The 26,908-nt window shown below is 64.0% G+C and carries 21 protein-coding genes and 2 pseudogenes; 11 read left to right on the top strand and 12 right to left on the bottom strand.

From position 1 onward, the window contains the following. Positions 1–96: 96 nt before the first annotated feature. From RHODMAR_RS15065 to infC, 4 genes are all read right to left on the bottom strand, one after another. Positions 97–894, bottom strand: a complete 798-nt coding sequence (locus RHODMAR_RS15065; RefSeq protein WP_008715925.1) for a TrmH family RNA methyltransferase — start codon at positions 892–894, stop codon at positions 97–99. Positions 895–932: 38 nt separating this feature from the next. Further along, the gene (gene rplT / locus RHODMAR_RS15060) at positions 933–1,322 is read right to left on the bottom strand and encodes a 50S ribosomal protein L20 (RefSeq protein ID WP_008715924.1); all 390 of its coding nucleotides are present in this window, start codon (positions 1,320–1,322) and stop codon (positions 933–935) included. Positions 1,323–1,409: 87 nt separating this feature from the next. Beyond that, a complete protein-coding gene (gene rpmI / locus RHODMAR_RS15055; RefSeq protein ID WP_008715923.1) occupies positions 1,410–1,604 on the bottom strand; it encodes a 50S ribosomal protein L35 in 195 nt (64 codons plus the stop codon). A gap of 118 nt (positions 1,605–1,722) precedes the next feature. Continuing rightward, positions 1,723–2,469, bottom strand: coding sequence for a translation initiation factor IF-3 (gene infC / locus RHODMAR_RS15050; RefSeq protein WP_008715922.1), 747 nt, complete (start codon positions 2,467–2,469; stop codon positions 1,723–1,725). A 385-nt stretch (positions 2,470–2,854) separates the two neighbouring features. Between infC and RHODMAR_RS15045 the strand changes: the two genes are divergently transcribed. Then, positions 2,855–3,241, top strand: coding sequence for a DUF1844 domain-containing protein (locus RHODMAR_RS15045; RefSeq protein WP_008715921.1), 387 nt, complete (start codon positions 2,855–2,857; stop codon positions 3,239–3,241). Positions 3,242–3,331: 90 nt separating this feature from the next. On the opposite strand, the gene uvrA is transcribed toward RHODMAR_RS15045, so the two are convergent. Further along, positions 3,332–6,259 carry an excinuclease ABC subunit UvrA gene (uvrA, locus tag RHODMAR_RS15040; RefSeq protein ID WP_008715920.1) on the bottom strand — a complete coding sequence of 976 codons (2,928 nt, stop codon included), beginning with the start codon at positions 6,257–6,259 and terminating at the stop codon, positions 3,332–3,334. 261 nt (positions 6,260–6,520) lie between these two features. On the opposite strand from uvrA, the gene RHODMAR_RS15035 reads away from it, so the two are divergent. The 3 genes from RHODMAR_RS15035 to RHODMAR_RS15025 all read left to right on the top strand — a co-directional run bounded on the left by RHODMAR_RS15035 (position 6,521) and on the right by RHODMAR_RS15025 (position 11,068). Beyond that, positions 6,521–7,210, top strand: a complete 690-nt coding sequence (locus tag RHODMAR_RS15035) for an MBL fold metallo-hydrolase (RefSeq protein WP_042939362.1) — start codon at positions 6,521–6,523, stop codon at positions 7,208–7,210. Between the two features lie 132 nt (positions 7,211–7,342). Then, the gene (locus tag RHODMAR_RS15030) at positions 7,343–8,599 is read left to right on the top strand and encodes a DoxX family protein (protein WP_008715918.1); all 1,257 of its coding nucleotides are present in this window, start codon (positions 7,343–7,345) and stop codon (positions 8,597–8,599) included. A 147-nt stretch (positions 8,600–8,746) separates the two neighbouring features. Continuing rightward, entirely contained in the window at positions 8,747–11,068 is a 2,322-nt protein-coding gene (locus RHODMAR_RS15025; protein ID WP_008715917.1) for a HelD family protein, read from the top strand. Between the two features lie 76 nt (positions 11,069–11,144). Here RHODMAR_RS15025 and RHODMAR_RS15020 read toward each other — a convergent pair whose 3' ends face one another. Beyond that, positions 11,145–11,597 (bottom strand): universal stress protein, encoded by a 453-nt coding sequence (locus RHODMAR_RS15020; protein WP_008715916.1) that lies wholly within the window; start codon positions 11,595–11,597, stop codon positions 11,145–11,147. Positions 11,598–11,779: 182 nt separating this feature from the next. Here RHODMAR_RS15020 and RHODMAR_RS15015 point away from each other — a divergent pair, with 182 nt between their 5' ends. Both RHODMAR_RS15015 and RHODMAR_RS15010 read left to right on the top strand, forming a co-directional pair. Further along, positions 11,780–14,653 (top strand): alpha/beta fold hydrolase, encoded by a 2,874-nt coding sequence (locus RHODMAR_RS15015; RefSeq protein WP_008715915.1) that lies wholly within the window; start codon positions 11,780–11,782, stop codon positions 14,651–14,653. Next, positions 14,650–15,507, top strand: coding sequence for an ABC transporter permease (locus RHODMAR_RS15010; RefSeq protein ID WP_008715914.1), 858 nt, complete (start codon positions 14,650–14,652; stop codon positions 15,505–15,507). Before RHODMAR_RS15015 ends, RHODMAR_RS15010 begins: the two co-directional genes overlap by 4 nt. Before the next feature lie 6 nt (positions 15,508–15,513). On the opposite strand, the gene RHODMAR_RS15005 is transcribed toward RHODMAR_RS15010, so the two are convergent. Both RHODMAR_RS15005 and uvrB read right to left on the bottom strand, forming a co-directional pair. Continuing rightward, entirely contained in the window at positions 15,514–16,380 is an 867-nt protein-coding gene (locus tag RHODMAR_RS15005) for an SCO6745 family protein (protein ID WP_008715913.1), read from the bottom strand. A 28-nt stretch (positions 16,381–16,408) separates the two neighbouring features. Beyond that, complete coding sequence (uvrB, locus tag RHODMAR_RS15000) at positions 16,409–18,571, bottom strand: excinuclease ABC subunit UvrB (RefSeq protein WP_042939353.1); 2,163 nt, start codon at positions 18,569–18,571, stop codon at positions 16,409–16,411. 78 nt (positions 18,572–18,649) lie between these two features. Between uvrB and RHODMAR_RS14995 the strand changes: the two genes are divergently transcribed. Beyond that, complete coding sequence (locus tag RHODMAR_RS14995) at positions 18,650–19,195, top strand: DUF402 domain-containing protein (protein ID WP_008715911.1); 546 nt, start codon at positions 18,650–18,652, stop codon at positions 19,193–19,195. An 8-nt stretch (positions 19,196–19,203) separates the two neighbouring features. Here RHODMAR_RS14995 and RHODMAR_RS14990 read toward each other — a convergent pair whose 3' ends face one another. Together RHODMAR_RS14990 and coaE are read right to left on the bottom strand one after the other, a co-directional pair. Further along, positions 19,204–20,634, bottom strand: a complete 1,431-nt coding sequence (locus RHODMAR_RS14990) for a DUF2252 domain-containing protein (protein WP_008715910.1) — start codon at positions 20,632–20,634, stop codon at positions 19,204–19,206. 61 nt (positions 20,635–20,695) lie between these two features. Next, positions 20,696–21,913, bottom strand: a complete 1,218-nt coding sequence (gene coaE, locus RHODMAR_RS14985) for a dephospho-CoA kinase (RefSeq protein WP_008715909.1) — start codon at positions 21,911–21,913, stop codon at positions 20,696–20,698. A 129-nt stretch (positions 21,914–22,042) separates the two neighbouring features. Here coaE and RHODMAR_RS27580 point away from each other — a divergent pair, with 129 nt between their 5' ends. After that, on the top strand, positions 22,043–22,252 hold the full coding sequence (locus RHODMAR_RS27580; RefSeq protein WP_081606012.1) for a hypothetical protein: 210 nt from the start codon (positions 22,043–22,045) through the stop codon (positions 22,250–22,252). Positions 22,253–22,408: 156 nt separating this feature from the next. Here the strand turns inward: RHODMAR_RS27580 and rpsA are convergent. Then, positions 22,409–23,888 (bottom strand): annotated as a pseudogene (gene rpsA / locus RHODMAR_RS14975) (30S ribosomal protein S1). Positions 23,889–24,100: 212 nt separating this feature from the next. Here rpsA and RHODMAR_RS14970 point away from each other — a divergent pair. After that, complete coding sequence (locus RHODMAR_RS14970) at positions 24,101–24,928, top strand: class I SAM-dependent methyltransferase (protein WP_008715906.1); 828 nt, start codon at positions 24,101–24,103, stop codon at positions 24,926–24,928. Between the two features lie 15 nt (positions 24,929–24,943). On the opposite strand, the gene RHODMAR_RS14965 is transcribed toward RHODMAR_RS14970, so the two are convergent. Further along, the gene (locus RHODMAR_RS14965; RefSeq protein ID WP_008715905.1) at positions 24,944–26,041 is read right to left on the bottom strand and encodes an isocitrate/isopropylmalate dehydrogenase family protein; all 1,098 of its coding nucleotides are present in this window, start codon (positions 26,039–26,041) and stop codon (positions 24,944–24,946) included. A 10-nt stretch (positions 26,042–26,051) separates the two neighbouring features. On the opposite strand from RHODMAR_RS14965, the gene RHODMAR_RS14960 reads away from it, so the two are divergent. Together RHODMAR_RS14960 and RHODMAR_RS28290 are read left to right on the top strand one after the other, a co-directional pair. Further along, positions 26,052–26,558 (top strand): 2'-5' RNA ligase family protein, encoded by a 507-nt coding sequence (locus tag RHODMAR_RS14960; RefSeq protein WP_042939352.1) that lies wholly within the window; start codon positions 26,052–26,054, stop codon positions 26,556–26,558. Positions 26,559–26,765: 207 nt separating this feature from the next. Continuing rightward, positions 26,766–26,908, top strand: a pseudogene (locus RHODMAR_RS28290) (AraC family transcriptional regulator); the annotation flags it as partial.

Raw genomic sequence — 26,908 nt, 5'->3', positions numbered from 1 at the left:
GTAATAGTCGGTGTCTGCAACGAGGGGTCGTTGCGCAGGCTTCACTCCTGCGCGGAGCAGACAGGTATCGATCCTAGGCGACCGTGCGCACGGGGCTCACGAGCGTCGCTGAGCTCGGGCACTCGCGTACAGGCAGATCGCCGCGGCCGCTGCCAGGTTGAGGCTCTCGGCGCGACCGTGGATAGGGATTCGAATGCGGTGATCGGCTGCGCGCGCCACGGACTCGGGCAGCCCGTGGGCTTCGTTGCCGAACAACCACGCAGTCGGTTGCGCGAGCAACTGGTCGGCGTCGTCCAGGTCCACCTCGCCGTCGGCAGCGGTGGCCACGATCGTCAGCCCCGCGCCACGCAATGCCTCGATACCGGACTCGACAGACCGTTCCCGGGCGATCGGAAGATGGAACACGCTGCCGGCCGACGCCCGAACGCACTTGCCGTTGTGGGGATCGACCGAATCGCCCAGAAGGACCACCGCATCTGCGCCGGCGGCGTCCGCGACGCGGATGACAGTTCCGGCATTGCCCGGCTCGGCTACCTCCACCGGTACGGCCACCAGGCGAGGAGTATCAGCCAAGGCACGGTCGAGGGGTACGTCGACCAGCTCGGTGACCGCGATCAGTCCCTGTGGGGTGACGGTGTCGGACAACGCCTTCGCGGCCCGATCGGTGATCGGAAAGATTCGCGCCCCACCGGCCTCGATGGACGCGATGAGCGTGCGGTGCCGCTCGAGGGCATCGGAGGTGAAGAACAGCTCACGGATCAGCCCGGACCGCGCTGCCTCGGAGACGGCATTGAACCCTTCGGCCAGGAACTGTCCGGTCTTCTTGCGCTCTGCCGCTCGCGCGAGCTTGACGGCCGAAACGACCCGTGGTGTTCGCTCGGTCAGCGAATCCACGGGTCGTTTCGGAGTTGAGTCGTCGTACCTCGACTCGCTCAGGCTGCTTCTCCGGCAGGAGCGTTGACATCGGCAGGCAATGCGGCCTTGGCGATGGCGACCAAGCCTGCGAATGCCTCGGCATCCGACACAGCCAGCTCGGCGAGGATCTTGCGGTCGACCTCGACACCCGCGGCCTTCAGACCCTGGACGAAGCGGTTGTACGTGATGTCGTTGGCCCGCGCCGCAGCGTTGATACGTGTGATCCACAGCTTGCGGAAATCACCCTTGCGCGCGCGACGGTCCCGGTACGCATAGGTGAGCGAGTGGAGCTGCTGCTCCTTGGCCTTGGTGTACAGACGTGAGCGCTGTCCGCGGTATCCCTTGGACGCTTCGAGAATCGAACGGCGCTTCTTCTGGGCGTTGACGGCCCTTTTTACGCGTGCCACTGGTGAATCCTGTCGATCTGGGGGTTTGTGAAACCCCGAATGGTAATGGGATGAAGCCGACCGGAATCAGTCGGCGAACGGTCGAGATCAGATGCCGAGGAGGCGCTTGATCCGCGGTACGTCGGCCTTCTTGACAACGGCGACACCATCGAGGCGACGAGTCACCTTGGTGGGCTTGTGCTCGAGCAGGTGGCGACGGCCGGCCTTCTGGCGCAGGATCTTGCCGCTGCCGGACACCTTGAATCGCTTCTTGGCACCACTGTGGGTCTTCTGCTTGGGCATGAAATCCTCTTCTTCTGTAATAGCTTCTTCGGTGTTGCATGGCACAGCCCAACAGTGCTCCGGAACGTCAGTGCACCGAAGTAGGTGTAGAGGCTGTCTTACTGGCAGAGCGCGAGGCTCAGTTGGTCTGCGCCGGAGTAGCCGGAGCTGCCGCGGCCGGTGCCTCGGCAGCCGGGGCTGCGGCGGCGGGAGCTGCGGCGGCGGGCTGTTCCGGTGCCGGAGCGGGTGCACGTTGCGCGGGCGGTGCCGCTGCACTCTCCTGCGCCTTGACGCGAGTCTTGGCACCCTTGTGCGGTGCCAACACCATCGTCATGTTTCGGCCGTCCTGCTTGGCCGAGGTCTCCACGAAACCGAGCTCCGCGACGTCCGCGCCCAGGCGCTGCAGCAGACGGAAGCCGAGCTCGGGTCGGGACTGCTCGCGACCGCGGAACATGATGGTGACCTTGACCTTCGAGCCGGCTTCGAGGAAGCGAACGACATTGCGCTTCTTGGTCTCGTAGTCGTGCGCGTCGATCTTGGGGCGGAGCTTCTGCTCCTTGATGACGGTGAGTGTCTGGTTCTTACGCGATTCGCGCGCTTTCTGCGCAGCCTCGTACTTGAACTTCCCGTAGTCCATGATCTTGCAGACCGGCGGACGAGCGTCGGGAGCTACTTCGACAAGATCGAGGTCGGCTTCGAGAGCCAAGCGGAGTGCATCTTCAACACGCACGATCCCCACCTGTTCACCGCCAGGTCCGACAAGCCGGACCTCGGGAACTCGGATGCGATCGTTGATGCGGGTCTCAGTGCTGATGGGGCCTCCTAGGTAGTGCGGTGTGGTGTGTAACCCGACCGCCTGCCACTGGCACAGCCCGGTGCCGTCCATCCTCGACACCCGCCGCGAAAAAATTACTGCGACGAAAAAACCCTGCTTTCGGTGTGTACCGACAGCAGGGCCCGATGTCGACCGGTCGAACTGCGCGACAACTAACGTCGTACAGTCTCCTCGCTGGGAGGAAGCACATCGAGAAACCGGGAACGGTGTCCTTCGTGCGACCGGACCGGAGGTAACGTGTTGAACGCTACGTACCGGTGGGAGTCGGGCTCCACTTGCTGCCTCCGTGCGGTGCCCTCCATCGAGAAGTGCACGCCGAAGACGGTCGTCGAGTCACGTTACCAGCAGATTCCGGAAACGAACAATCGAGCCCGATCGCCACGTCTGCTGGACACCCGATTCTCGTTGCCACAGGCGGCGTGGGATTCTCGTAGGCATGACCAGCTCCCCCACTCCCGACGGTGCAGATCCCGCGGCGAACGACCCTGTCGGCACCGAGCCCGAAGTCCGAGAACTGGCCGAGGTCCCCGCGGTCGAGGTCATCAGCCGCGCGGCGGTCATGTTGATGAGCTCGGCAGCCGAGAAGTTGGGACTCTCCGAGCCGGATCCCGCCGAAAGCCCCTACTTGGACCTCGACGAGGCGCGGCGCGTCATCACAGCGCTGGCAGGACTGGTCACCGCATCGGTGGAGTACCTCGGACCGCATGCCGGGCCTATTCGCGACGGGCTGCAAGCGCTGCAGCGCGCGTTTCGGGAAGCATCCGCCCATCCGGACGAGCCAGGAAAGGGCCCCGGCGAGAAGTACACCGGACCGGTTCACTGAGCAGGAACAGTCGCAACGACAACGACGCCGCATCCGGTGATTCCCGGATGCGGCGTCGTCGTTCACGGTCGTGGACTGACCGTAGCTGGATCAGACCGCCGCGACCTTACGCGGCCTGCGCTTCTTCGCGGCCGCCTTCACCGGCGGAGATACAACGGACTCGCGGGTGAGCGCTTCCTGTAGGAACTTGCCCGTGTAGCTTTCCGGCACGGCCGCCACCGCTTCCGGATTACCTTGCGCGACAAGCATTCCGCCGCCGGAACCACCCTCCGGCCCCATGTCGATGACCCAGTCGGAGACTTTGATGACGTCGAGATTGTGCTCGATGACGATCACGGTATTGCCCTTGTCCACCAGACCGTTCACGACACCGAGCAACTTACGAATGTCCTCGAAGTGCAAGCCCGTGGTCGGTTCGTCGAGAATGTAGACCGTGCGCCCGGTGGACCGCTTCTGAAGTTCCGCGGCCAACTTCACACGCTGCGCCTCACCACCGGACAGAGTGGTTGCCGGCTGGCCGAGGCGGACGTACCCGAGACCGACCTCGACGAGTGTCTTGAGATAGCGGTGAATCGAGGTGATGGCCTCGAAGAAGTCCGCGGCCTCCTCTATCGGCATGTCCAGAACTTGGGCGATGGTCTTGCCCTTGTAGTGGACTTCGAGCGTTTCGCGGTTGTACCGCGCACCCTCGCAGACCTCGCAGGGAACGTAGACATCCGGCAAAAAGTTCATTTCGATCTTGAGAGTGCCATCGCCCGAGCATGCCTCGCACCGGCCGCCCTTGACGTTGAACGAGAACCGCCCGGGCTGGTAGCCACGAACCTTTGCTTCGGTGGTGGCCGCGAACAACGTCCGGATCTTGTCGAAGACTCCCGTGTAGGTGGCGGCGTTCGAGCGGGGTGTGCGTCCGATCGGCGACTGGTCGACACGAACGAGCTTGTCGAGTTGATCGAGTCCGTTGATCCGTGTGTGCCGACCGGGAACCTGCCGAGCTCCGTTGAGCTTGTTGGCCATCACGGTCGCGAGGATGTCGTTCACCAGCGTGGACTTGCCTGAACCGGACACACCAGTGACCGAGGTCAACACGCCGAGCGGAAAGCTGACGTCGATCTCGCGCAGGTTGTGCTCGCGAGCACCGACCACGGTGACCTGACGCTTCTTGTCGATTACGCGACGGGTGTCGGGAAGTGGTATTTCCATCCGGCCCGAGAGATAGGCACCGGTCAGCGATTCTTCGTTGGTCAACAGATCCTCGTACGAGCCGCTGTGCACGACGCGGCCGCCGTGCTCCCCCGCCAACGGCCCGATGTCGACGATCCAGTCCGAGGTGCGAATGGTGTCCTCGTCGTGCTCGACGACGATGAGAGTGTTGCCGAGGTCGCGCAGCCGGGTCAGAGTGTCGATCAATCGACGATTGTCCCGTTGGTGCAGACCGATCGAGGGCTCGTCGAGCACATACAGCACACCGACGAGACCCGATCCGATCTGAGTGGCGAGCCGGATTCGCTGCGCCTCGCCACCGGAGAGCGAACCGGCGGTTCGAGCCAGCGAGAGGTATTCCAGACCGACGTCGAGCAGGAACCCCAAGCGCGCCTGCACTTCCTTGAGGACCTGACCGGCGATAGCTTCCTCGCGGCGGCCCAGGGTGAGGCTGTTGAGGAAGTTCGCGGTATCGGCGATCGACAGTTCGCACACCTCGGCAATCGACTTCGGACCGAAGTCGCCCGCCGCGATCGTCACCGACAGGATCTCGGGTCGCAGCCGGGCACCGTTGCAGGTGGGGCACGGTACGTCGCGCATGTAGCCGTCGTAGCGCTCTTTCATCTGCTCGGACTCGGTCTGCTCGAGGCGGCGATGCAGGAACGGCATCACACCCTCGAACTCGGCGTAGTACGAACGGGTCCGGCCGTAGCGGTTCTTGTACTTCACGTGCACCTGGTGGTCGCTGCCTTCGAGCACGGCACGCTTGACCTTGGCAGGCAACTTGTTCCACGGGGCATTCAGGTCGAAGCCCATCGCATCGGCGAGCCCGGACAGCAGGCGGCCGAAGTACTCCGACGTCTGACCCATAGACCACGGTGCGATCGCACCATCGGCGAGGCTGAGGTCCCCGTCGGGAACGACGAGCTCGGGGTCGACCTCCTTGCGCACACCGAGTCCGACGCAATCCGGGCAGGCACCGTACGGAGAGTTGAAGGAGAAGGATCTCGGTTCGAGATCGTCGATGGACAGGGGGTGACCGTTTGGGCACGCGAGTTTCTCGGAAAAGCGACGCTCGCGGTCCGCGGCATTCTCGTCGCGGTCGACGAAGTCCAGGACCACGATTCCGTCGGCGAGCCGCAAGGCTGTCTCCACCGAGTCGGTCAGTCGCTGCTTGGAGCTGGACTTGACAGTCAGCCGGTCGACGACGACCTCGATGTCGTGCTTTTCCTGCTTCTTGAGAACGGGCGGACTGGTGAGCTGGTGCACGACGCCATCGACGCGCACACGTGAGTACCCCTGGGTGTTGAGCGAGTCGAACAGGTCGACGAATTCGCCCTTCCGGGTACGCACCACCGGTGCGAGGACCTGAAACTTGAGGCCCTCCTCCATGTCCAGCACCTGATCGACGATCTGCTGCGGCGTCTGCTTGGCGATCTGTTCACCGCACACCGGGCAGTGGGCCGTTCCCGCACGGGCATACAGCAAGCGCAGATAGTCGTAGACCTCGGTGATGGTGCCCACGGTGGATCGCGGGTTGCGGTTGGTCGACTTCTGATCGATGGAGACCGCAGGCGAGAGGCCCTCGATGAAATCCACGTCCGGCTTGTCCATCTGGCCGAGGAACTGCCGCGCGTATGCAGACAGCGACTCAACGTAGCGACGCTGACCCTCGGCGAAGATCGTGTCGAAAGCGAGAGACGATTTGCCCGAGCCGGACAGACCTGTGAACACGATGAGCGCATCGCGAGGTAGATCGATGTCGACTCCCCGCAGATTGTGCTCTCGCGCACCTCGCACTATCAGGCGATCCGCCACTGTGTTCCCTTCTTTCCGAACGATCACGTCCAGCCGAGCTGCTGCTGCGCGCAGCGCTGCACGGCTTTCGAATCGCGTATGACGTGTGGTGCCGACCTGCCGGCCACGAGGGTCGTGTAACCGAGGACCCCGGGTCGAAAACCTGCCTCGGTGAGAATCGAACCTCACCGAGTAGCAATGGTAGGTCCGGGCACCGACACACTTTTCCACGTTCGTGACCCCAACGCCCCGGACGTCGCTGCCGACGGTAGCGTCCTCGAGATGGACGAGCACCTCATGGTCATCGACGACGACTACACCGGCGTCGTCGCGCAGGGTTCACCGCCACAGCGGCGGACCATCCCCGGCGCGACGATCACGAAGATGTCGGTCGGCCCCATGGACAACAACACCTACCTCGTTGTCTGTTCCGCCACGGGCAATTCCCTGCTGATCGACGCGGCAAACGAGGCCGAGCGCCTCTCGTTGCTCATCGACGAGAACGCACCGACCCTCTCGCTCATCGTGACGACACACCAACACGACGATCACTGGCAGGCGCTGGCGGACATCGCCGGTGGCACGGACTCGCCGACTGCAGCCCACGAACTCGACGCCGAGCCGCTGCCCGTCACTCCGGACCGCCTACTGGCCGATCAGGACACCGTGTCGGTGGGCGAACTCACCTTCGACGTTGTGCACCTGGCCGGACACACTCCCGGCTCCATTGCATTGGCGCTGACCGAGGCCGACCGCGGACGCACCCATCTTTTCACCGGGGACTCGCTCTTCCCCGGCGGCGTCGGCAAGACCGCAAACCCCGCGGATTTCACCCACCTGCTCGACGACGTGACCAACAAACTGTTCGACCGATTCGGTGACGACACCGTTGTGTATCCGGGCCACGGAAAGGACACCACTCTCGGCGCGGAGCGCCCTCACCTGGCCGAATGGCGCGAACGAGGCTGGTAACGATCGGCGCGCTTGAGACCGCCGATCACGGGGTATGAATGATGAGACAAATGGACGCACACCGGTAGAAATCAAAGCCGATGTGCGATTTCAGTACGCCGATGACACGAGAAACTACGCAGGAGGCTGTCAATGCTGGTCCGCCGTATCGCCCGTCCGTTGATGTCTACGATCTTCATCGCCGGGGGCATCGACGCGCTCCGCAATCCCAGCGGCAAAGCACAGGTCGCCACTCCACTGATCGAGCAGAGCAAGGATGCGCTGCCGAACGAGGTCACCGCCAGCGTGCCCTCGGACCCCGAGACGCTGGTTCGCATCAACGGTGGCATCCAGGTCGCGGGCGGCATTCTGTTGGCCACCGGTAAGGCTCCGCGCATCGCATCGGTCGCACTCGCCGGAAGCCTCGTCCCGACGACGCTCGCCGGTCATGCTTTCTGGAACGAGACCGATCCGGAAGCCAAGGCCGCACAGCGCATTCATTTCTTCAAGAACCTCAGCCTCCTCGGCGGACTGCTCATCGCAGCCGTCGACACCGAGGGCAAGCCGTCCATGGCGTGGCGCAGCCGGCGGGCCGCACGCCGCGCGCAAGAGAGCGTCGCCTCTGCGCTGCCCGGGTACTCCACACACGAGACCGGTGAGCGCGTCAAGGAAATCGCCTCCATCGCCGCGAGTCGCAGCGCCGATCTCGCCGACGCAGCGCAGCCGAAACTGGCCAAGTTCGCCGACGCCGCACAGCCGAAGTTGAGCAAGTTTGCAGACATCGCTGCCGACAAGGGCTCCGAACTTGCCGACGTCGCCCAGCCCGCGTTGAACCGTTGGGCTCACTTCGCCGCCGACAAGGGTTCGGAATTGGCCGACGAAGCCCAGAAGCGCGGATCCAAACTGGCCGAACTCGCCGCCGATCGCGGAAGCGACTGGGCCGACGAAGCACAGAAGCGCGGATCCAAACTGGCCGAACTCGCCGCCGATCGCGGAAGCGACTGGGCCGACGAAGCACAGAAGCGCGGATCCAAGCTGGCCGACAAGGCAGCGCACCGTGGGTCGGATCTGGCCGAACTTGCGCAGAAGCGCGGATCCAAGCTTTCCGAGGTCGCTGCTGATCGACGCGTCGAGTTGGCGGAGGTCGCGCAGAAGCGCGGTTCCAAGTTGGCCGAGCTCGCTGCCGACAAGGGCTCCGTCGTCGCCGACGAGGCCGGCAAGCGTGGAGCCACCTGGGCCGAACTGGCAGCTGATCGCGCAGATACGTTGGGCAAGCGCGCTCGCAAGCGCGCCGAGAAGCAGAGCAAGGAACTCGAGAAGGCGACCGAGCAGGCTCGCGCAAAGCTCGAGAAGCGAGTTGCCAAGGCTCAGAAGAACTTGGACAAGAAGATTCAGCAGTACGCGAAGTAGTTTTCGCCGAGCACACCAGCAACGTTCGCACACAACGGCTCTGCCCCGGAACTCGAGGTTCTGCGGCAGGGCCGTTGTGCGGCGTAGACTGCTCTGGCTGATTTCGAGGCGATATCTTCGCCTCGGCCGAACTCCCGAGGAGACCCTTTGCCGGACGACGGCCACACATCGAGCAACTCCGGTGTGCCGATCGAAGAAGACTTCGAGCAGGCGCACCTGACGCGGCTCTACACCCAGCTCGACGCACTACGCGAGTACGCGGCGACCAGACTCCGCGCAGTACTTCTCGAGACCGGCGGAACCCCGCAGGCCCGAAGCGAGCGCGAATCGTTCAACCAGATGTACACCGAGGACATCGCCAAGTACGACGCCGCCGAGAACGGACTGTGCTTCGGGCGCATCGACCTCGATCCGGACTCGCTCGATCCCAAGGTCGACGACCGACCCGAACGCTACATCGGCCGCGTCGGGATTCTCGACGACAAGAACGACTACGAGACGCTCCTGCTCGATTGGCGCGCACCGATGGCCCGGCCGTTCTATCTGGCCACCCCGGCCGCGCCCGAGAACGTATTGCGACGCAGACACATTCGCACCCGAGGTCGCCGAGTGACGTCGATCGCCGATGAGTTCCTCGATCTGAACTCTGCGCGATCGTCCAGTGACGCTGCCGTGGCCGGCGGCGTCGCCAGTGAAAGCGCATTGCTGTCGGCTTTGGATGCTGCGCGTACCGGTCAGATGAACGACATCGTCGAAACGATCCAGAGCGAGCAAGACGCCATCATCCGATCGCAGCACCGCAGCGTGCTGGTCGTTCAGGGCGGGCCGGGAACCGGCAAAACCGCAGTCGCACTACACCGGGCCGCCTACCTGCTCTACACCTACAGGCAACAGCTCGGCAAGAGCGGCGTGCTGATCATCGGACCCAACGCGACATTCCTCGACTACATCGGACAGGTACTGCCCTCGCTGGGCGAGACCGGGGTATTGCTGTCCACGATCGGCGACCTGTACCCGGGAGTCCGTGCGCAGCGTGAGGATTCGCCGCTGGCAACCGAGGTCAAGGGCGCACTGGCGATGGTCGAGATCCTGACCCAGGCGGTACGCGACCGGCAGGAAGTACCCGCGCGGCCGCGGCGACTGAAGTTCGACACCTACGACATCACGCTCGATCGCAAGATCGTCACTCGTGCTCGCGGACGCGCCCGCTCGTCCCGGCGCCCGCACAACTTGGCTCGGCCCCTGTTCGTGTCCTCGGTCATCGATCAGTTGGCCAACCAACTCGCGGCGAAGCTCGGGCAGAACCTCGTCGACGGATCCAGCCTGCTGAGCGCAGACGACATCGCGGACATGCGTGACGAGATGCGAGAAGACAAGGACGTCATGGCCGCGATCGACGAGCTGTGGCCGGACCTGTCCCCCCAACAGGTTCTCCGAGACCTGTTTGCATCCCCGGAGAAGATCACCTCTGCCGCACCGAGCCTCGACGCGGCGCAGCGCGAGTCTCTGGTGCGACGGGGCCGGGGCTTCTCCTCCGCCGATGCTCCCCTGCTCGATGAACTCGCCGAGTTGCTCGGCGTCGACGACGCCGCCGAACTTGAACAAGCGCAACGTCAGTGGCGCGGCCAGATTGCCGACGCCCAGGGCGCACTGGACATCCTGACCGGTTCGGCACCTCAGGATCTCGAGGACGAGCTCGATCCAGAGATACTGATGGCCTACGACCTCATCGACGCCGATCAGCTTGCCCGACGTCAGGATTCGGGTCAGCGCCTCACTACAGCCGAACGCGCCGCAGGTGACCGCACCTGGACCTACGGGCACGTGATCGTCGACGAGGCCCAGGAACTATCGGCGATGGCATGGCGAATGGTGATGCGGCGCATCCCGAATCGGTGGATGACGCTGGTAGGCGATACTGCACAAACGGGTGATCCCGCGGGAACATCGTCGTGGGGCTCGGTTCTCGGACCGTATGTGGCTCAGCGCTGGAAGTTGACCGAACTGACAGTCAACTATCGAACGCCGTCGGAGATCATGACAGTGGCACACGAGGTACTGGCAGCGATCGATCCCGAGCAGTCCGAACCACGCTCCATCCGGAGCACCGGTGTACAACCGTGGGCCCTCCGGGTTGCCGCTGCCGATCTGGTCACCACGGTCGAGAAGCGAGTAGCGGATCACCCGCGTCCCGGCTCGAGCGCCGTGCTGGTTCCAGCCGGACACGTCGACCGATTGCGGCATCTGGCGTCGGAGCTGGTGACGGTATCGACGGTCAAGGAGGCCAAGGGACTCGAGTTCGACTCGGTCTTGATCGTCGAACCGAGTGTCATCGTGGCCGAGTCGGCCAAGGGTATGAACGACCTGTACGTGGCGCTCACCCGGGCCACCCAGCGGCTGGGGGTGGTGCACGTCGACGATCTACCGAAGGAGCTCTCGGCGCTGCATCCGTTCGAGTCGGAAGCCTAGAGTTCCGGAGGCGGCGGACGACAACGGCCCGCTCCATCGGATCGATGGAGCGGGCCGTTGGACGTGCAGCGAAAGATCAGCGGACAGTGTGCACGATCAGCACATCGCAGGTCGACTTGCGCGCGGCATCGGACGGCACCGATCCCAACAGGCGGCCGGTCAACGAGTTCAGACCGCGGTTGCCGACGACGAGTAGATCGCCCTTGACTTCGTCCACGAGTGCCAGCAGCGACTCGACGGGTGCACCGACGATCGGCTTCTCCTCGATGTTCTTGGCACCGGCCTTCGTGGCATGCTCTCGCGCGGTGCGCAGAATCTCACGCGTCGGAGCCGATCCGGTGATCTGGTAGGCGTCCTCGCGCAATGCGTCGGCGGCAGCGGACGTGTCCTTCGGGTCGGCCGGGTAGTACGCGCAGGCGATCACCAGAGTGGCGTCGGCGTCTCCCGCCAAAGCCGCGGCCTTCTCCACTGCCCGCAGTGACGATTCGGAGCCATCGGTCCCGACGACGACGGTGCGGTAGGCGCTCATTCATTCCTCCATTTGTCGGTCACACACAGATGTGACACTTCTGGTCGAACTCGATTGGTGCAAGTCACAGGACCGAAAGACGTGGTCCGGGGACTGATGCGCTGACATTAGCCGGAAGCGGCCGATCGGCACGTGAACTTGGGGAACAACACGATCCGCGCCACTCACATACATTGGTTTGCATGCCGATTCCCCGCCCGCCACTGTCGAGACGGGCCATCACCGTCGGTGCCGCCCTGATCGCAATTCTGGCGGTGGCCGCTCTCGCATTCGTGTTCCTCCCCCAGGATTCGAGCGCTGACACAACCACGCGTGACGCGCGCATCACGCTACCGGAAAGCCCCGGTTCGACCGGGACCGTCGATATCGACGCACGGCTCTACGTCCCCGCCGAGACCCCCGCGCCGACGGTACTGCTCGCCCATGGATTCGGCGGCAGCAAGGACTCTGTCGACGGAGAGGCACGCGATCTCGCGTCTCGCGGGTACACCGTACTCGCCTACAGCGCTCGCGGGTTCGGTGCCAGTACAGGTTCGATCTCGATCAACGATCCCGATCGCGAAGTCGCGGACGCGCGTGGACTCATCGACTGGCTCGCCGAACAACCGGAAGTACGACTGGACGCTCCCGGCGACCCGCACATCGGCGTCGCCGGTGGCTCGTACGGCGGCGCACTGGCACTGAGCGCAGGAGGCACCGATCCTCGCATCGATTCCATTGCCGCTGCGATCACGTGGAACGATCTGGGTCAGGCGCTGTTCCCCAATTACGGGGTCACCTCCGCCGAGGGTCGACAAGCCCTCGGCAACATCGCCACTCCTGCAGCGGCGGGATACGGCGGGCCGGGCGTCCTCAAGCGCGGCTGGGCCGGCGTGTTCTTCGGAGTGGGCGCAGCGAGCGCACCGCCCGGCGAACCCGGAAATGGAAACGGAAACGCCGCCGCGTCCGACTCCACGGGCGGCTCATCCGCGTGCGGCAGGTTTGCACCCGAGTTCTGCGACGCGTACACGCAATCCGCCGTGACCGGAATCCCCAGTCGACAGCTACTGGATCTGCTGACCGCGCACTCGCCGGTCGCGGTGGCATCGAACATCACTGCACCCACGCTGCTGGTTCAGGGCACCCAGGACACGCTGTTCGGTGTGGATCAAGCCGACGCGACGGCTCGTCAGATCGCGGCTGCCGGCGGCAACGTCACCGTGCGGTGGTTCGACGGCGGGCACGACGCCGGTGGAACGAACGCTACGAGCGATCGAGCCATCGCCGACTTCTTCGACAACACACTTCGCGACTCCTCATCCGGCAGCGGAGCCGCGCCCTTCGTGTACTCCACGCAGAGCGCACTCGACGAGCGCCGCGGTGACCGCAACAGACGGATGACCGCGCCCGACTATCCCGGACTGACCTCGGACTCGGACCCGACTCGAACCCGATCGGTGGACTTCACCGCCGCTACCGAGAATCAGTCGATAATCCGTCCGCCCGGGGCATCACCGTCAGCTATTTCCTCGGTGCCCGGCCTGGGGTCGGTGCTCGGGGCGCTGGGATCGACCGGGGCCGGCGCAGCATTGACGGCGGACCTGCCGGGACAGTCGGCCACCTTCGGCAGCGATCCCCTCGAGTCGTCGGTGACGATCACCGGTGCACCGCGAGTGAATCTACGGGTGGCCTCGCTGGCTGCACCGGGCCAATCGGTGCTGTTCGCGAAGCTCTACGATGTCTCGCCGAACGGAACCAGAACTCTTCCCGGTGGCGCTGTCTCGGCTGTACGTCTGCCCGATACCGAGGGCATCGACCCCGTGGACGTGACCGTGGTCCTTCCCGGCATCAGTTACACCGTCCAGCAGGGTCATCGACTCGAACTCAGTGTCTCCACCACGGACCAGGCCTATGCCGTTCCGCTCGAACCCGCTCGGTTCAGTGTGGCCATGACCGACAACGCGATCGAGCTGCCGACCGTCTCCGCAGTGGCAAGCGCGAACAGCACCGTTCCGGTGGCACCGCTGATCGGCATCGGAGTGGTGGTACTCGTGGTGGGGTGCGCCATCGCGGCCGGAGCCGTACGCACCAGACGCCGTACGGTCGCCGAGGTCGACGAGGACCTGATCGACACTCCCCTGGTGATCACGGACTTGGCCAAGACCTACTCCAACGGCTTCCGCGCCGTCGACGGCGTCAGCTTCGAAGTGAAGCAGGGCCAAGTTCTGGGGCTGCTCGGGCCGAACGGTGCCGGAAAGACCACCACGCTGCGCATGCTGATGGGTTTGATCACCCCCACCGGCGGTGATATTCGCGTCTTCGGTCACAAAGTGACCCCGGGCGCACCGGTGCTGTCCAGGCTGGGCTCGTTCGTCGAAGGATCCGGCTTTCTCCCCCACCTGACCGGAACGCAAAATCTACGGCTGTACTGGGAGGCAACCGGGCGTCCGATCGAGGAAGCCCACCTGGACGAAGCGCTGGAGATCGCGGACCTCGGCGCAGCGATCGAACGCAAGGTCAAGTCGTACAGCCAAGGTATGCGGCAGCGGCTCGCAATCGCCCAGGCAATGCTGGGTCTGCCGGACCTGATGGTGCTCGACGAGCCGACCAACGGACTCGACCCGCCGCAGATCAGGACGATGCGTGACGTCCTGATCAACTACGCGAAAACGGGAAGGACGGTGCTGGTGTCGAGTCACCTGCTCGCCGAGGTGGAGCAGACCTGCACCCATGTCGTCGTCATGAACCGCGGTTCGGTCATCAGCTCGGGCACTGTCCGCGAACTGACTGCAGCAGGCGGGCAAACGGAGATCAGAGTCGACGACGCCGCCCGCACACTGTCGGTACTCGGTGCCGCCGGCCACGACGGCGCTGCGATAGTCGACGACGGAACGGTGACCGTCGATCTGACCGACGCCGACTCCGCCGTGGTCATCGAGGAACTCGTGACCGCTGGCGTCTCGGTACGCGGCTTCTCGCAATCGACACGACTCGAGGACGTGTTTCTCGACCTCGTCCATCGGGATACCCCGGGCTCTGTCATTCTCGAGCCCGATACCAGCAAGGATCGCTCATGAGTACCACGCACTCGGACGGACGCGCTGCCGGCTATTCCGGCGGAAGCACACTGCCCTTCCGAACAGAGCTGCGCAGACAGCTCGGACGACGGCGCACTCAGTTGGCGATCGGGTTCTTGGCCCTGCTTCCGGTCATTCTGGCCATCGCCTTCACGGTCGGCAGCTCGAGTGCCGACTCCGACGCCGGTGGGCTGATCGAACTCGGCACGCGGGGTGGCATGAATTTCACGGTGTTCGCGCTGTTCATGTCGGTGGGATTTTTGCTGATCGTGGTGGTGGCGCTGTTCTTCGGCGACTCGGTGGCCAGCGAGGCTTCCTGGTCGAGTCTGCGATACCTGCTGGCCATCCCCGTGCCCAGGAGCCGGCTGCTCACGCAGAAGGCGCTGGTGTCGGCTACCTTGTCCGGTGCGGCACTCGTCGTGCTCGTAGGTGCATCCCTGCTGATCGGCACCGTGATGTACGGAGCCGAGTCGCTGATCACTCCATTGGGTGAGGGACTGCCGTACGGCACCTCGCTGATACGGCTGCTGATCGCGGTCGCCTACATCGGTATTAACCTGCTGTGGGTCGCCGGCCTGGCGATGCTGCTGTCGGTGCTCACCGACGCCCCTCTCGGGGCCGTCGGCGGCGCGGTCATGACGTCCATCCTCATGCAGATTCTCGACCAGATCACGGCACTGGGATCGCTTCGCAATTACCTGCCCGGGCACTACGCGAATTCGTGGATCGACTCCTTCGGAACGAGTATCGACTGGAACGACATGGTGGTCGGCTCGTTCTCTGCCGTGAGCTACGCGGCAGTGTTCGGCTTGATCGCGTGGCGGCGTTTCGCCACCAAGGACATCACCAGCTGACCCGATCTACTTCTTGGCGATTGCAGGTCCGAAAACGCCCGCTGGAAACACGCCGTGGCCGATGATCGCATCGCGCCACGGTGTCGCGAGCGAGACCAGCCGAGCCGCACCGTCCTCGCCGAGCGCCGCCCACGGCGCAACGGCCACGTCGTTGGTGATGTCCTCGACGAGCTTGCGCAGATCTTTGCCGTCCGGGGACAGCGAACCGTCGGCCGAGAGCAATTCTCGGTCGGACAGGGACAAGACAGCTGAATCCCATTGCTCCGTCGACCAGCCCCGCTGCTTACGCGCGAATTCCTTGTCGAATCCGTACCCGGTGGCGGTGTGTGTGATCAGTGCGTCGAGACCGTTCAGACCTGCCGTCTGCAGCGCGGCGATGTGGCCGTCGCCGCGGTACTCGCGGATCAGAGTCAAGGCATGCCAGAGCACCAGATGCGGTGCTGTCGGCCACTCCAGCTCGGCATACGCCGCATACAGAGGCCGACCGTCGTCACCGGGGATTCCGCGGGCCGCGATCGATGCGAGCTCTGCGGCCTCGGCCATGTCCGCGGACGTCAGCACCTCGGGTCCGAGCAGTCGACCGAAGGCTGCATCGAGGGTGTCGTAGCGGATCGACATGATCGCGTCAGGTGATGCGATCTCCCAGGCCGCCGGGATCAACGGTGCGATCAGTTCACGGTTGTAGTTGTAGAAGGTGGCGGCGACAACGCCTGCGCCGACCGTGCCGAGGGGAGCAGCGCGCCCCGCGAAATAGCAGGCTCGAGGCGGCAACCCGGCAGCGACGAGCGCTTCCTGCGTCTCGGGAACGAAATAGGTTGTCGAGTGAAGGAGTTCGAGAGCTCGAGAGGTCCGGCCAGCATTGGTTGCATCCATCGCTGAACCGTATCGAACATCGAGCCGTCTACTTCAGACCGGCAGCGTCCATGCCGCGGAGTTCCTTCTTGAGATCCTGGATCTCGTCTCTGAGGCGACCTGCGAGCTCGAACTTCAACTCGCGTGCCGCATTCATCATCTGGTCGGTCATGTTCTTGATCAGGTCGGCCAGTTCGGCTCTCGGCATGGAGGAGACGTCCTGCCCCTCGTAGACCCCCGAGCTCACCGACCTGCCGGCCTCCCCCTGTGCCCGCCGGCCGCGGCTGGCATTTCGACCGGATCCACCGACTTCGACGACGGAATCGGTGTCGTCGGCTTCCTGATACACCTGGTCGAGGATGTCAGCGATCTTCTTGCGCAGCGGCTGCGGATCGACGCCCCGCTCCTTGTTGTACGCGATCTGCTTCTCACGCCGACGATCGGTTTCCTCGATCGCGTAGGTCATCGAGTCGGTCATCTTGTCGGCGTACATGTGGACTTCGCCGGAGACGTTTCGCGCGGCGCGACCGATGGTCTGAATGAGGCTGGTACCGCTGCGGAGGAAGCCCTCCTTGTCGGCATCGAGAATGGCCACCAGCGAGACCTCAGGAAGGTCGAGACCCTCCCGCAGCAGGTTGATGCCCACCAGTACGTCGTACTCGCCCAGCCGAAGCTGCCGGAGCAACTCGACGCGGCGCAGCGTATCGATGTCGGAGTGCAGGTATCGGACGCGAATACCCAGTTCGAGCAGGTAGTCGGTCAGATCCTCCGACATCTTCTTGGTCAGAGTGGTCACCAAAACACGCTCGTCCTTCTCGGCGCGCTCTCGGATCTGATGAACCAAGTCGTCGATCTGTCCCTTGGTCGGCTTGATGACGACCTGAGGATCGACGAGTCCGGTGGGGCGGATCACCTGCTCGACGAACTCTCCCCCGGTCTGCCCCAACTCGTACTTTCCCGGCGTTGCCGAGAGGTAGACCGTCTGGCCGATTCGCTGGGTGAACTCCTCCCACGTCAGAGGTCGGTTGTCGGTCGCGGACGGCAGGCGGAACCCGAAGTCGACGAGGTTGCGCTTGCGCGACATGTCGCCCTCGTACATGGCCCCGATCTGCGGCACGGTCACGTGCGACTCATCGATGACCATGAGAAAGTCCTCGGGAAAGTAATCGATCAGGGTTGCCGGCGCGGTACCCGCGCCGCGACCGTCGATGTGCCGCGAGTAGTTCTCGATACCCGAGCAGAACCCGACCTGCTTGATCATCTCCAGGTCGTACTGTGTCCGCATCCGTAGCCGCTGCGCCTCGAGTAGTTTGCCCTTGCCCTCCAGCTCGGCCAGACGTGCTTCGAGCTCGGCTTCGATGTCCTTGACGGCTCGTTCCATCCGCTCCGGCCCGGCAACGTAGTGCGTGGCCGGGAAGATGCGGACCGAATCGACCTGTCGAACGATGTCGCCGGTGAGGGGATGCAGGTAGTACAGCGCTTCGATCTCGTCGCCGAAGAACTCGATGCGAATCGCCAGCTCCTCGTAGGACGGAATGATCTCGACGGTGTCACCGCGAACCCGGAACGATCCGCGGGTGAAGGCCATGTCGTTGCGGGTGTACTGCACATCCACAAGCAGCCGGAGCAGCGCGTCACGCTGCACTTCGACGTTGACCTCCAGCTCGATCGACCGATCGACGTACGACTGCGGGGTACCGAGACCGTAGATGCACGACACCGACGCCACCACGACCACGTCGCGGCGCGAGAGCAGAGATGCCGTCGCCGAGTGCCGCAGACGCTCGACATCGTCATTGACGGACGAATCCTTCTCGATGTAAGTATCGGTCTGCGCGATGTACGCCTCGGGCTGGTAGTAGTCGTAGTACGAGACGAAATACTCGACTGCGTTGTTGGGCAACATGTCTCGTAGCTCGTTCGCCAACTGCGCCGCCAACGTCTTGTTGGGAGCCATCACCAGGGTTGGGCGCTGCAGCTTCTCGATGAGCCAGGCAGTGGTGGCCGATTTGCCGGTACCGGTGGCACCGAGCAACACGATGTCCTTCTCGTCTGCCTTGATCCGCCGTTCTAGCTCGGCGATGGCGGTCGGCTGATCGCCCGCCGGTGTGTGTTCGCTGACGACCTCGAATGCCGGCCCCGTGCGCTCGATTGCGCCCACCGGACGATGTTCGGAGTGCGCGACAACGGGATGTTCGGATGCAAACGCCATTTCACAAGCGTAGACGCGACCACCGACAAGTTCCGTCGGGCAGACCCGGGAGGCCAGTTCCCGGTAGCTTCTACAGGCATGGTCGCTCACACGTCAGCCGGTGCGCACGCCGTCGTTCATGCCCCCAAGCACGAGACCTTCGACCTCGTCGCCAAGACGAACGTCGACCCCAAGGGTTTCGTGCGCGCCGTCGACGAATACCGCGTCGAGCCGTGGGGGCTGTACATGGCCAGACCGTCGGATCACCCGCACTTCCACTACCTGGAGTCCTGGCTGCTGCCGTCCCTGGGACTGCGAGCGTCTGTCTTCCACTACGTTCCCGAGAATGCCCGCGACCAGGACTACTACGTCGACATCGGCGAATACGCATCCGGCACCACCGAGTGGACATCGATCGACCACTACCTCGACCTCAGCGTTCGCACCGGCCGTGGCTACGACTTATTGGACGTCGACGAATTGTTCGACGCGCGGGTGGCGCAGCATCTCGACACCCCGACGGCCGAGCGTGCGCTGGCCAGATCGATCACGGCCATCGAAGGGCTGACGCGGCACGATTACGATCTGAATGCGTGGCTCGCGTCCGTCGGGATGCCGACCGAATGGAACGGTAAGCCAACCTGATTCGTCCATCACCGGAATACCCGGTCGATGAACCGAAACGCTCCCAACTCATGGTCCGCACGGAAGTGCTCGTGATCGGCGCGTACCCGCTGTGCTGCATCGTCGGCGAAGGCAACGATGTCTTCGACGAACAGCTCGCGGCTGCCGATGGCCGCCAGGATCTCGGGTTCGATGTCATGGTCGACCAAGCCGGCCTCGTCGGAGAGCGCATGAGCCTGCGCAAGGGAGCCGCCGCAGATCCTGGCGTACGTCTTCCATTGTTTTCCGGACAGGTCGTCGAGATCGATGTCGTCGCGAAACGGTGCACGCTCGCGCACCATGAAAGCAACGCCATCTACCTCGGCTGCACCGTAGAAGCGGTCACCACCGACCAGCAATACCCCCTGAGCGTGCGAGATACGGCCGGCGTCACCGTCGACGACGTACTCGCACGGCGGTGTCAGACCGTCCAGGGCAGAGCGACGCGCATGCTTGAACTCGATGATGATGTCGTCGGAGCCGTCCTGACGCGGACCCTCCACCTTGAGGTAGTAGCGCGGCAGGCCCAGCGATGCGGTGCCCTGTCCGAGCCGTTTGCACACATCCTTGACCGCAAGATTGCCGGCGCGGTCCGGTATCTCGACACCTTTGTCCGCGATGAATCGCTCCAGCGCCTCCTGGAACTCGGGCACCCGGTGCGTGATCGGCACATGCTCGTCGTCGGCTCGAAAACCCCAGCTGTACTCGTCGTGATATTTCCTGGCCAACCAATGCGATCGATCCTCCAACGAATCCTCGATCAGCTTTCGGATCAGTTTCGGCGCGTTGTCCTGGCGCATCTGCTGGTATTGCTCGCTGGAGTCGGCGGCGAGCTGCTCCATGGCATCGATATAGCCGCGCACGAAACTCGCAGCGATCTTCCGCTGCTTCTTTCGGCCCTGTCCGCCCTCGGCCCCCGCACCGATCATGAACGCCGTCGCCCCTCGCTTGAGATCCCAAGTGAACGGCGCGTAGAAGGACTCGTCGAAATCGTTCGGACCGAATATCGGCACGTTGTCCACGCTCGGCATCACGCCGAAGTTCTCCGGGTGCACATCGCCGAGGGTCAGAACCGTGGGCATCCACGCGTCTTCTCCCGCCATATCGCGGTAGAACAGCAGGCACGTTCCACGAAAGAACGAGAAGACGCTCTTGTGTAGTTTGTCGAACTTGGCAACGGCTTCTTCGTCCTTGTTCGCAATCCGAGTCTCGTGGTCCTCCCGAATGGTCTGACGCACGTGTCTGCGCCGCTCGTGACCAGTGAGGTGACGCGGAAGAAACACCATCTCGCCACGGGCTCTGGCCTGCGCCAATGCGCGAAAGGCCTCGAACCGAGACGCCGTCGGGCCGCCTCCGAGTCCGTCCGGACTCTCCCCATCGTCGTGGGGCTGTGCATCGGCAGTCGACTTACGTGGCGTCATAGCTGCCCGTCTACCCCGAGATGTGGCAACTTGAACCGCTGTCCGGTTCGAGACCGAGCCGTCAGGAGGACCATCCGGTATCCGCCGCCCACTGCCACGCCCGACGGTATGCCACGTCGAACCATGGTGCCTTCGCGTTCTCGTACGCCTCGATCGCCGAACGATAGTCCGTGATTCCTGCTGCGGCCTCGGAGGCACGTCTCTTGATTCCCGCGTATTCCGTCGCTGTACCTGTCTCGGCCCGGAGCCAGTCACGGAACAGCAGAGCGAACTTCTGGTTCGGCCAACCGTCCACTCGTAGATGCACATTTGCCGGTCGACCGGGGTCTGCGCTGCCGTGAAAGCGCTTGCCCCACACTGCCGGATCGGCCTCACCGCCGATTCCGTACGCGGGCTTCGGCTCGTCGGAGTTGCTTGCCTCGACTCCGGGGAACCCTGCCGCGCACAATTGATCGCCGACCGCATCGGCGTCGTCGAGTCCGCGGACCGTGATCTGAATATCGATCACGTTCTTGGCGTCGAGTCCGGGCACGGCGGTGGAACCGACATGGTCGATCCGCACGGCCTTGTCCCCACATGCCAGTGCGAGACGCCCGATGATTCGGCGGGCCTGCGATTCCCACGCCGGATCGGCCGTCGCCAGTTCCGGATGCGTCCGGGCGACAACTCTTTCTCTGATGTTGCGCTCGAAGGGAATCAAGCGCTCGTTCCACAGGGCCCGAACCTGCTCGTCGACGCTGCCCGGTGCTCCGGTGTTGTCGATCCAGACGTCTGCTGCAACTCGACGCGCGTCGTCGGTCGCCTGCGCTGCGATGCGCGCGCGTGCGTCCGCCTCCGACATGTTTCGTTGACCGGTGAGTCGGCGTACTCGCTCCTCGGCATCGACCCAGACGACCACCACCAGCTGAAAGAACGGGCCCATCGACCCTTCGACCAAGAGCGGGATGTCCTGCACCACTACGGCATCGCGTGCCGCGCCGTCGATGATCTCGGCAGTGCGTTTACCGACCAACGGATGGACGATGGCGTTGAGCTTCTTGCGAGATTCCTCGTCGCCGAATGCCTTGGCGGCCAACGCCGGACGGTCCAGTGAGCCATCGGGCGCAAGAATATCGGTACCGAAGGTCTCCGTCAGTTGTTGCAGCCCAGGTGTTCCCGGCTCCACGACTTCACGGGCGAGCACATCGGAATCGACGAGAACTCCCCCCAGTTCGGTCAATACCGTCGCCACGGTCGATTTTCCGGCGCCTATTCCACCTGTCAGTCCCAGTCTCAGCATGCACCCAGTCTGACACTCGAACACGCCGAAGCACACCAGCCCCAAATGCACCGTTTTCGGAGGTGTGTCGGTTATCTTCGACGAGCGCGACCACGATGTGCCGACCCACTGCTATCGAAAAGGACACCCATGCGAAGCAATCAGATCCAACCGGGTCGGCACCGCCTTGGCATGGATGCAGGCGTTCATTGCATTCTCATCCCGGAAGTTGCCTCGGCGTTGGCCGACCACCGGCGAAACTGGTTCACCAACCTTCTGACCCCCGCCCGCCACAGCTTCGCCTCCATGCGCAAGCGCACAGCGAGCGTCGGCCAGTGGAGTCCAGCCACCGCCGCGTAGTTCGCACTCCCCCCTCGAACATGGGCCCGGTTCAGCAGAACCGGGTCCATTGTTGTCTCTGCTGGGCTGTGCCGGTACACATTCGAACGAGAAAGCCCCGGTTCTCACGAAGAGAACCGGGGCCGAGGTCACACCCTCACGGGTGGACATCTTTTATCAGGCGTTGCCCGACAGCTTCTCGCGAAGTGCAGCGAGCTGCGCATCGCTGGCCAGCGATCCACCGGTCGACGCGGGAGCCGACGCTGCGGGAGCATCGCCTTCTGCATCGGCGGGGGACCTGACCCGACTCGGAGGAGTAGTTGGTGTTGGCGGCTTCGGCAGCTTCGTCCTTGGCCGTCTTCTCCATCTGAGCGGTGTGCATCTTGTGGCGACGCTCTGCCTCGGCGTAGCGACCTTCCCACTCTTCACGCTGCTTCTCGTAACCTTCGAGCCATTCGTTGGTCTCGGAGTCGAAGCCCTCGGGGAAGATGTAGTTGCCACCCTCGTCGTACGAGTCGGCCATGCCGTACTTGGACGGATCGAACTCTTCTGCGTAGTCCTCGTTGGCCTGCTTGAGGCTCAGCGAAATCCGGCGACGCTCGAGATCGATGTCGATGACCTTGACGAGTGCGTCGTCGCCGACACCCACGACCTGGTCCGGAACCTCCACGTGGCGCTCGGCCAGCTCGGAGATGTGCACGAGGCCCTCGATGCCCTCTTCGACGCGCACGAATGCACCGAAGGGAACCAGCTTGGTGACCTTGCCGGGCACGATCTGGCCGATCGCGTGGGTGCGAGCGAACTGGCGCCACGGATCTTCCTGAGTTGCCTTGAGCGACAGCGAAACACGCTCGCGGTCCAGGTCGACGTCGAGAACCTCGACGGTGACCTCGGTACCGACCTCGACAACCTCGGACGGGTGATCGATGTGCTTCCAGGACAGCTCCGAGACGTGCACGAGGCCGTCGACGCCACCGAGGTCCACGAAGGCACCGAAGTTGACGATGGAGGACACGACGCCCTTGCGGACCTGGCCCTTCTGCAACTGGTGCAGGAACTCGCTGCGAACCTCGGACTGAGTCTGCTCGAGCCATGCGCGACGCGACAGGACCACATTGTTGCGGTTCTTGTCGAGTTCGATGATCTTGGCCTCGATCTCCTTGCCGACGTACGGCTGGAGGTCGCGGACTCGACGCATCTCGACGAGCGAGGCGGGAAGGAAGCCACGGAGGCCGATATCGAGGATGAGTCCACCCTTGACGACCTCGATGACGGTGCCCTTGACGGCCTCGTCCTTCTCCTTGAGCTCTTCGATGGTGCCCCAGGCGCGCTCGTACTGAGCTCGCTTCTTGGACAGGATCAGGCGGCCTTCCTTGTCCTCCTTGGTGAGAACGAGGGCTTCGACCTCATCGCCCACGGAGACGACCTCATTGGGGTCGACGTCGTGCTTGATGGAGAGCTCACGGGAAGGGATGACGCCTTCGGTCTTGTAACCGATGTCGAGCAGAACCTCGTCACGATCGACCTTGACGATGGTGCCCTCGACGATGTCACCATCGTTGAAGTACTTGATCGTGGCGTCGATGGCGGCGAGAAAATCCTCTGCGGAGCCGATGTCGTTGACGGCTACCTGCGGTGAGGTTGTGGTTGAGGGCATGTGTTGAGTTGCTCCGGACGGGTTGGGTATCGGTTGATGGATGTTCGGTCGGACCTGTAGAACATGTGCAACACGAGCACTTTCGGCGAAACTGCCACCGACTCCGCAGCGCCGACGCCGGGAAACCCGACCTGGGCGCAGCGTGAACACACTCGCGATGAACAGGGTACGCGATGCCGCAGTACCAGCACAAACCCGGTTAGAGTCGGCGTGTGAACGATGTTTCCGTCCCACCGACCACTCCCGGCCGCGGCAGAGTCGATTCGGCCTCGAGCGACCGAGCCAGCCGACACTGGTGGGACCTCGATGCCGACAACTACCACCGTACGCACGGCGCATTTCTGGGCGTCTCGACCTCATCCGGGGAGTTCGTCTGGTGTCCGGAGGGACTGCACGAGGGCGACGTCCACCTCTTGGGGGACGTTGCAGACAAGGACGTACTCGAAGTGGGCTGCGGCTCGGCACCGTGCGCCCGCTGGCTGGGGGCCCAGGGTGCCCGGGCCATCGGTCTCGACATCTCCATGGGCATGTTGCAACGTGGGCTCGACGCCATGACGGAGGGCAGTTCCACGGTTCCACTGGTTCAGGCCAGTGCCGAGTCGTTGCCGTTCGCCGACGAACGGTTCGACATCGTGTGCTCGGCGTTCGGCGCGGTTCCGTTCGTCGCGGACTCGGCCAACGTCATGAGAGAAGTCGCACGGGTACTGCGACCGGGCGGAATCTGGGTGTTCGCCGTCAATCATCCGATGCGGTGGGTCTTCCCCGACGATCCGGGAGTGGGTGGGCTGACCGCGACGATTCCGTACTTCGATCGAACCCCGTACGTCGAGTACGACGGGGATGGGACGCCGAATTACGTCGAGCATCACCGCACGATCGGTGACCGCGTACGCGAGTTGGTCGCCGCAGGCCTCGAGGTGCGAGACATCGTCGAGCCGGACTGGCCGGAATGGCTCGACCGGGAATGGGGGCAGTGGAGCCCGCTACGTGGGCAACTCTTTCCCGGCACCGCGATCTTCAGCAGCCGCAAGCCGCTCTGACCGACAACGCTCCGATCAACGACGGTGCACTCGGGCTTCGACGGCCTCGGTGAATGCACTGGTCGACGCCTGCCCACCGAGGTCGGCCGTCGCGACTCCGGATTCGACGGTGGCATCGACAGCATGCCGGATGCGATCGGCGGCATGGGCCGGCAGTTCGTCGTGGTGCCGATCCGCCAGCCACTCGAGCAGCATCGCAGCCGAGAGAAACAGCGCCGTCGGGTTGGCACGATTCTTACCTGCGATGTCCGGGGCCGAACCGTGTGAGGCCTGCGCCATGGCCTGCGATTCCGACGAATTGATCGACGGCGCTGTGCCCAACGACCCGGACAGCTCACCCGTGAGGTCGGAGAGAATGTCGCCGAACATGTTCTCGGCGACGATGACGTCGTAGTCTTCACCTCGCCGGACCAGGTGCGCAGCCAACGCATCCACATGCTCCTCGCTGATCTCGACATGGGGAAATTGCTCCCCCACCGACCGGCACGCATCACGAAACAGTCCCGTGGTCATCGACAGCACGTTGGTCTTGTGCACGATGGTCAGCTTTCTGCGGCGTCGGTCTGCCAGCGAGAACGCCTCGTGCGCAATGCGTTCGCACGCCCGTCGGGTGAACACTCCGACCGCCAGGGCCACGTCGGGAGTCGGCATGAACTCCCCACTGCCGACGAACATGTTCCGGTCGGCGTAGAAACCCTCGGTGTTCTCCCGCACCACGACCAGGTCCATCCGCGGCGATACGGCCCGCACCCCGGTGAGGGTCTTCGCCGGGCGAATATTGGCGAACAGGTCGAAGTCCTTACGGATCCGTCCGCCGGGAGTCAGCTGCGAGCGGAACGGCTCCGGATACGACGCGCTGTCATGAGGTCCCAGAATCCAGCACTCGAGTTCGCTCAATTCGCTGAGGGTGCTCTCGGGTATCGGCGTTCCGTACTCCTCGATGGCACCGAGGCCCAGCGGTAGGTGAACCCAGTCGACCGCTCGACCACCGACGGCCGCCAGTGCTGCGTCGACCACCCGAAACGTAGCGGGCACGATCTCGTGGCCGATGCCGTCACCGGTCATCGCCCCGATCCGAAGCGTCGTTGCATTGCGACCGTCCGTCTGCGACATCATGGCCTCCATGGTGCAGTCTGCAGAACTTCTTCTCGACGCCGGCCTCGATGCCGCGGTTCGCCGCGAGTGGGCGGCACTGTCCGACGCCGAACTTCCGAGCCAGAATCGTCACCGGGGTGAGTCGAACCGCCCGCACATCACCATGGCGGTGGCCTCCTGGATGCCCGACGCCGTGGACGACGGCGCGGCCGTCCGCTTCGATCCGTTCCAGGTGCGCCTCGGTGGCCTCGTCGTGTTCGGCGGACGCACGATCACCCTTGCTCGCCTGGTCGTTCCGTCGAACGATCTACTCGACCTGCACGCCAGGATGTTCGAGGCCGTAGGCGAACGTTCGCTCGATCATCTCCAACCCGGACGATGGACACCGCACGTGACGCTGGCCCGGCGATTGACGCCCGAGGAGGCGGGCGATGCCGTGCGCCTGCTGTCGAGGAACATCGAAGATCTGCTCGGCTCGGCTGTGGCACTGCGTCGTTGGGACGGTGAGGCCAAGCGGGAGTGGCGAATCGGCTGAGCGACGCGTCAGAACCGAAAGTCTCCGAACCGAGTCACCTCCGTGTGGGTGTCGGGAGCAAGTCCTGCGACCACGAACGCGTCGAGGGCCAGAAACAGCAGCACAACTACAAGTACAATCGTCATGCACTCAGCGTCCTACCTGCGGGGATCCCGCACGAGTGGCAGTAACGCCATATATCGACGACTTTCTGCCATACTCGTGTGCATGCTGACACGAGTGGTCGTTGCGCTGATGCCGCTGGCCGAGCAGTTCGAGCTGGGCGTCGCGTGCGAGGTATTCGGGTTCGATCGCTCGGACGAGGGTCTGCCGACCTACGACTTCTCGCTGATAGCGGCCGTCCCCCAGCC

The sequence above is a fragment of the Rhodococcus sp. AW25M09 genome, assembly GCF_000333955.1.
Lineage (GTDB): Bacteria > Actinomycetota > Actinomycetes > Mycobacteriales > Mycobacteriaceae > Rhodococcoides.
The sequence above is the reverse complement of the archived record's forward strand: the minus strand, read 5'-3'. Positions and strand labels throughout refer to the sequence as shown.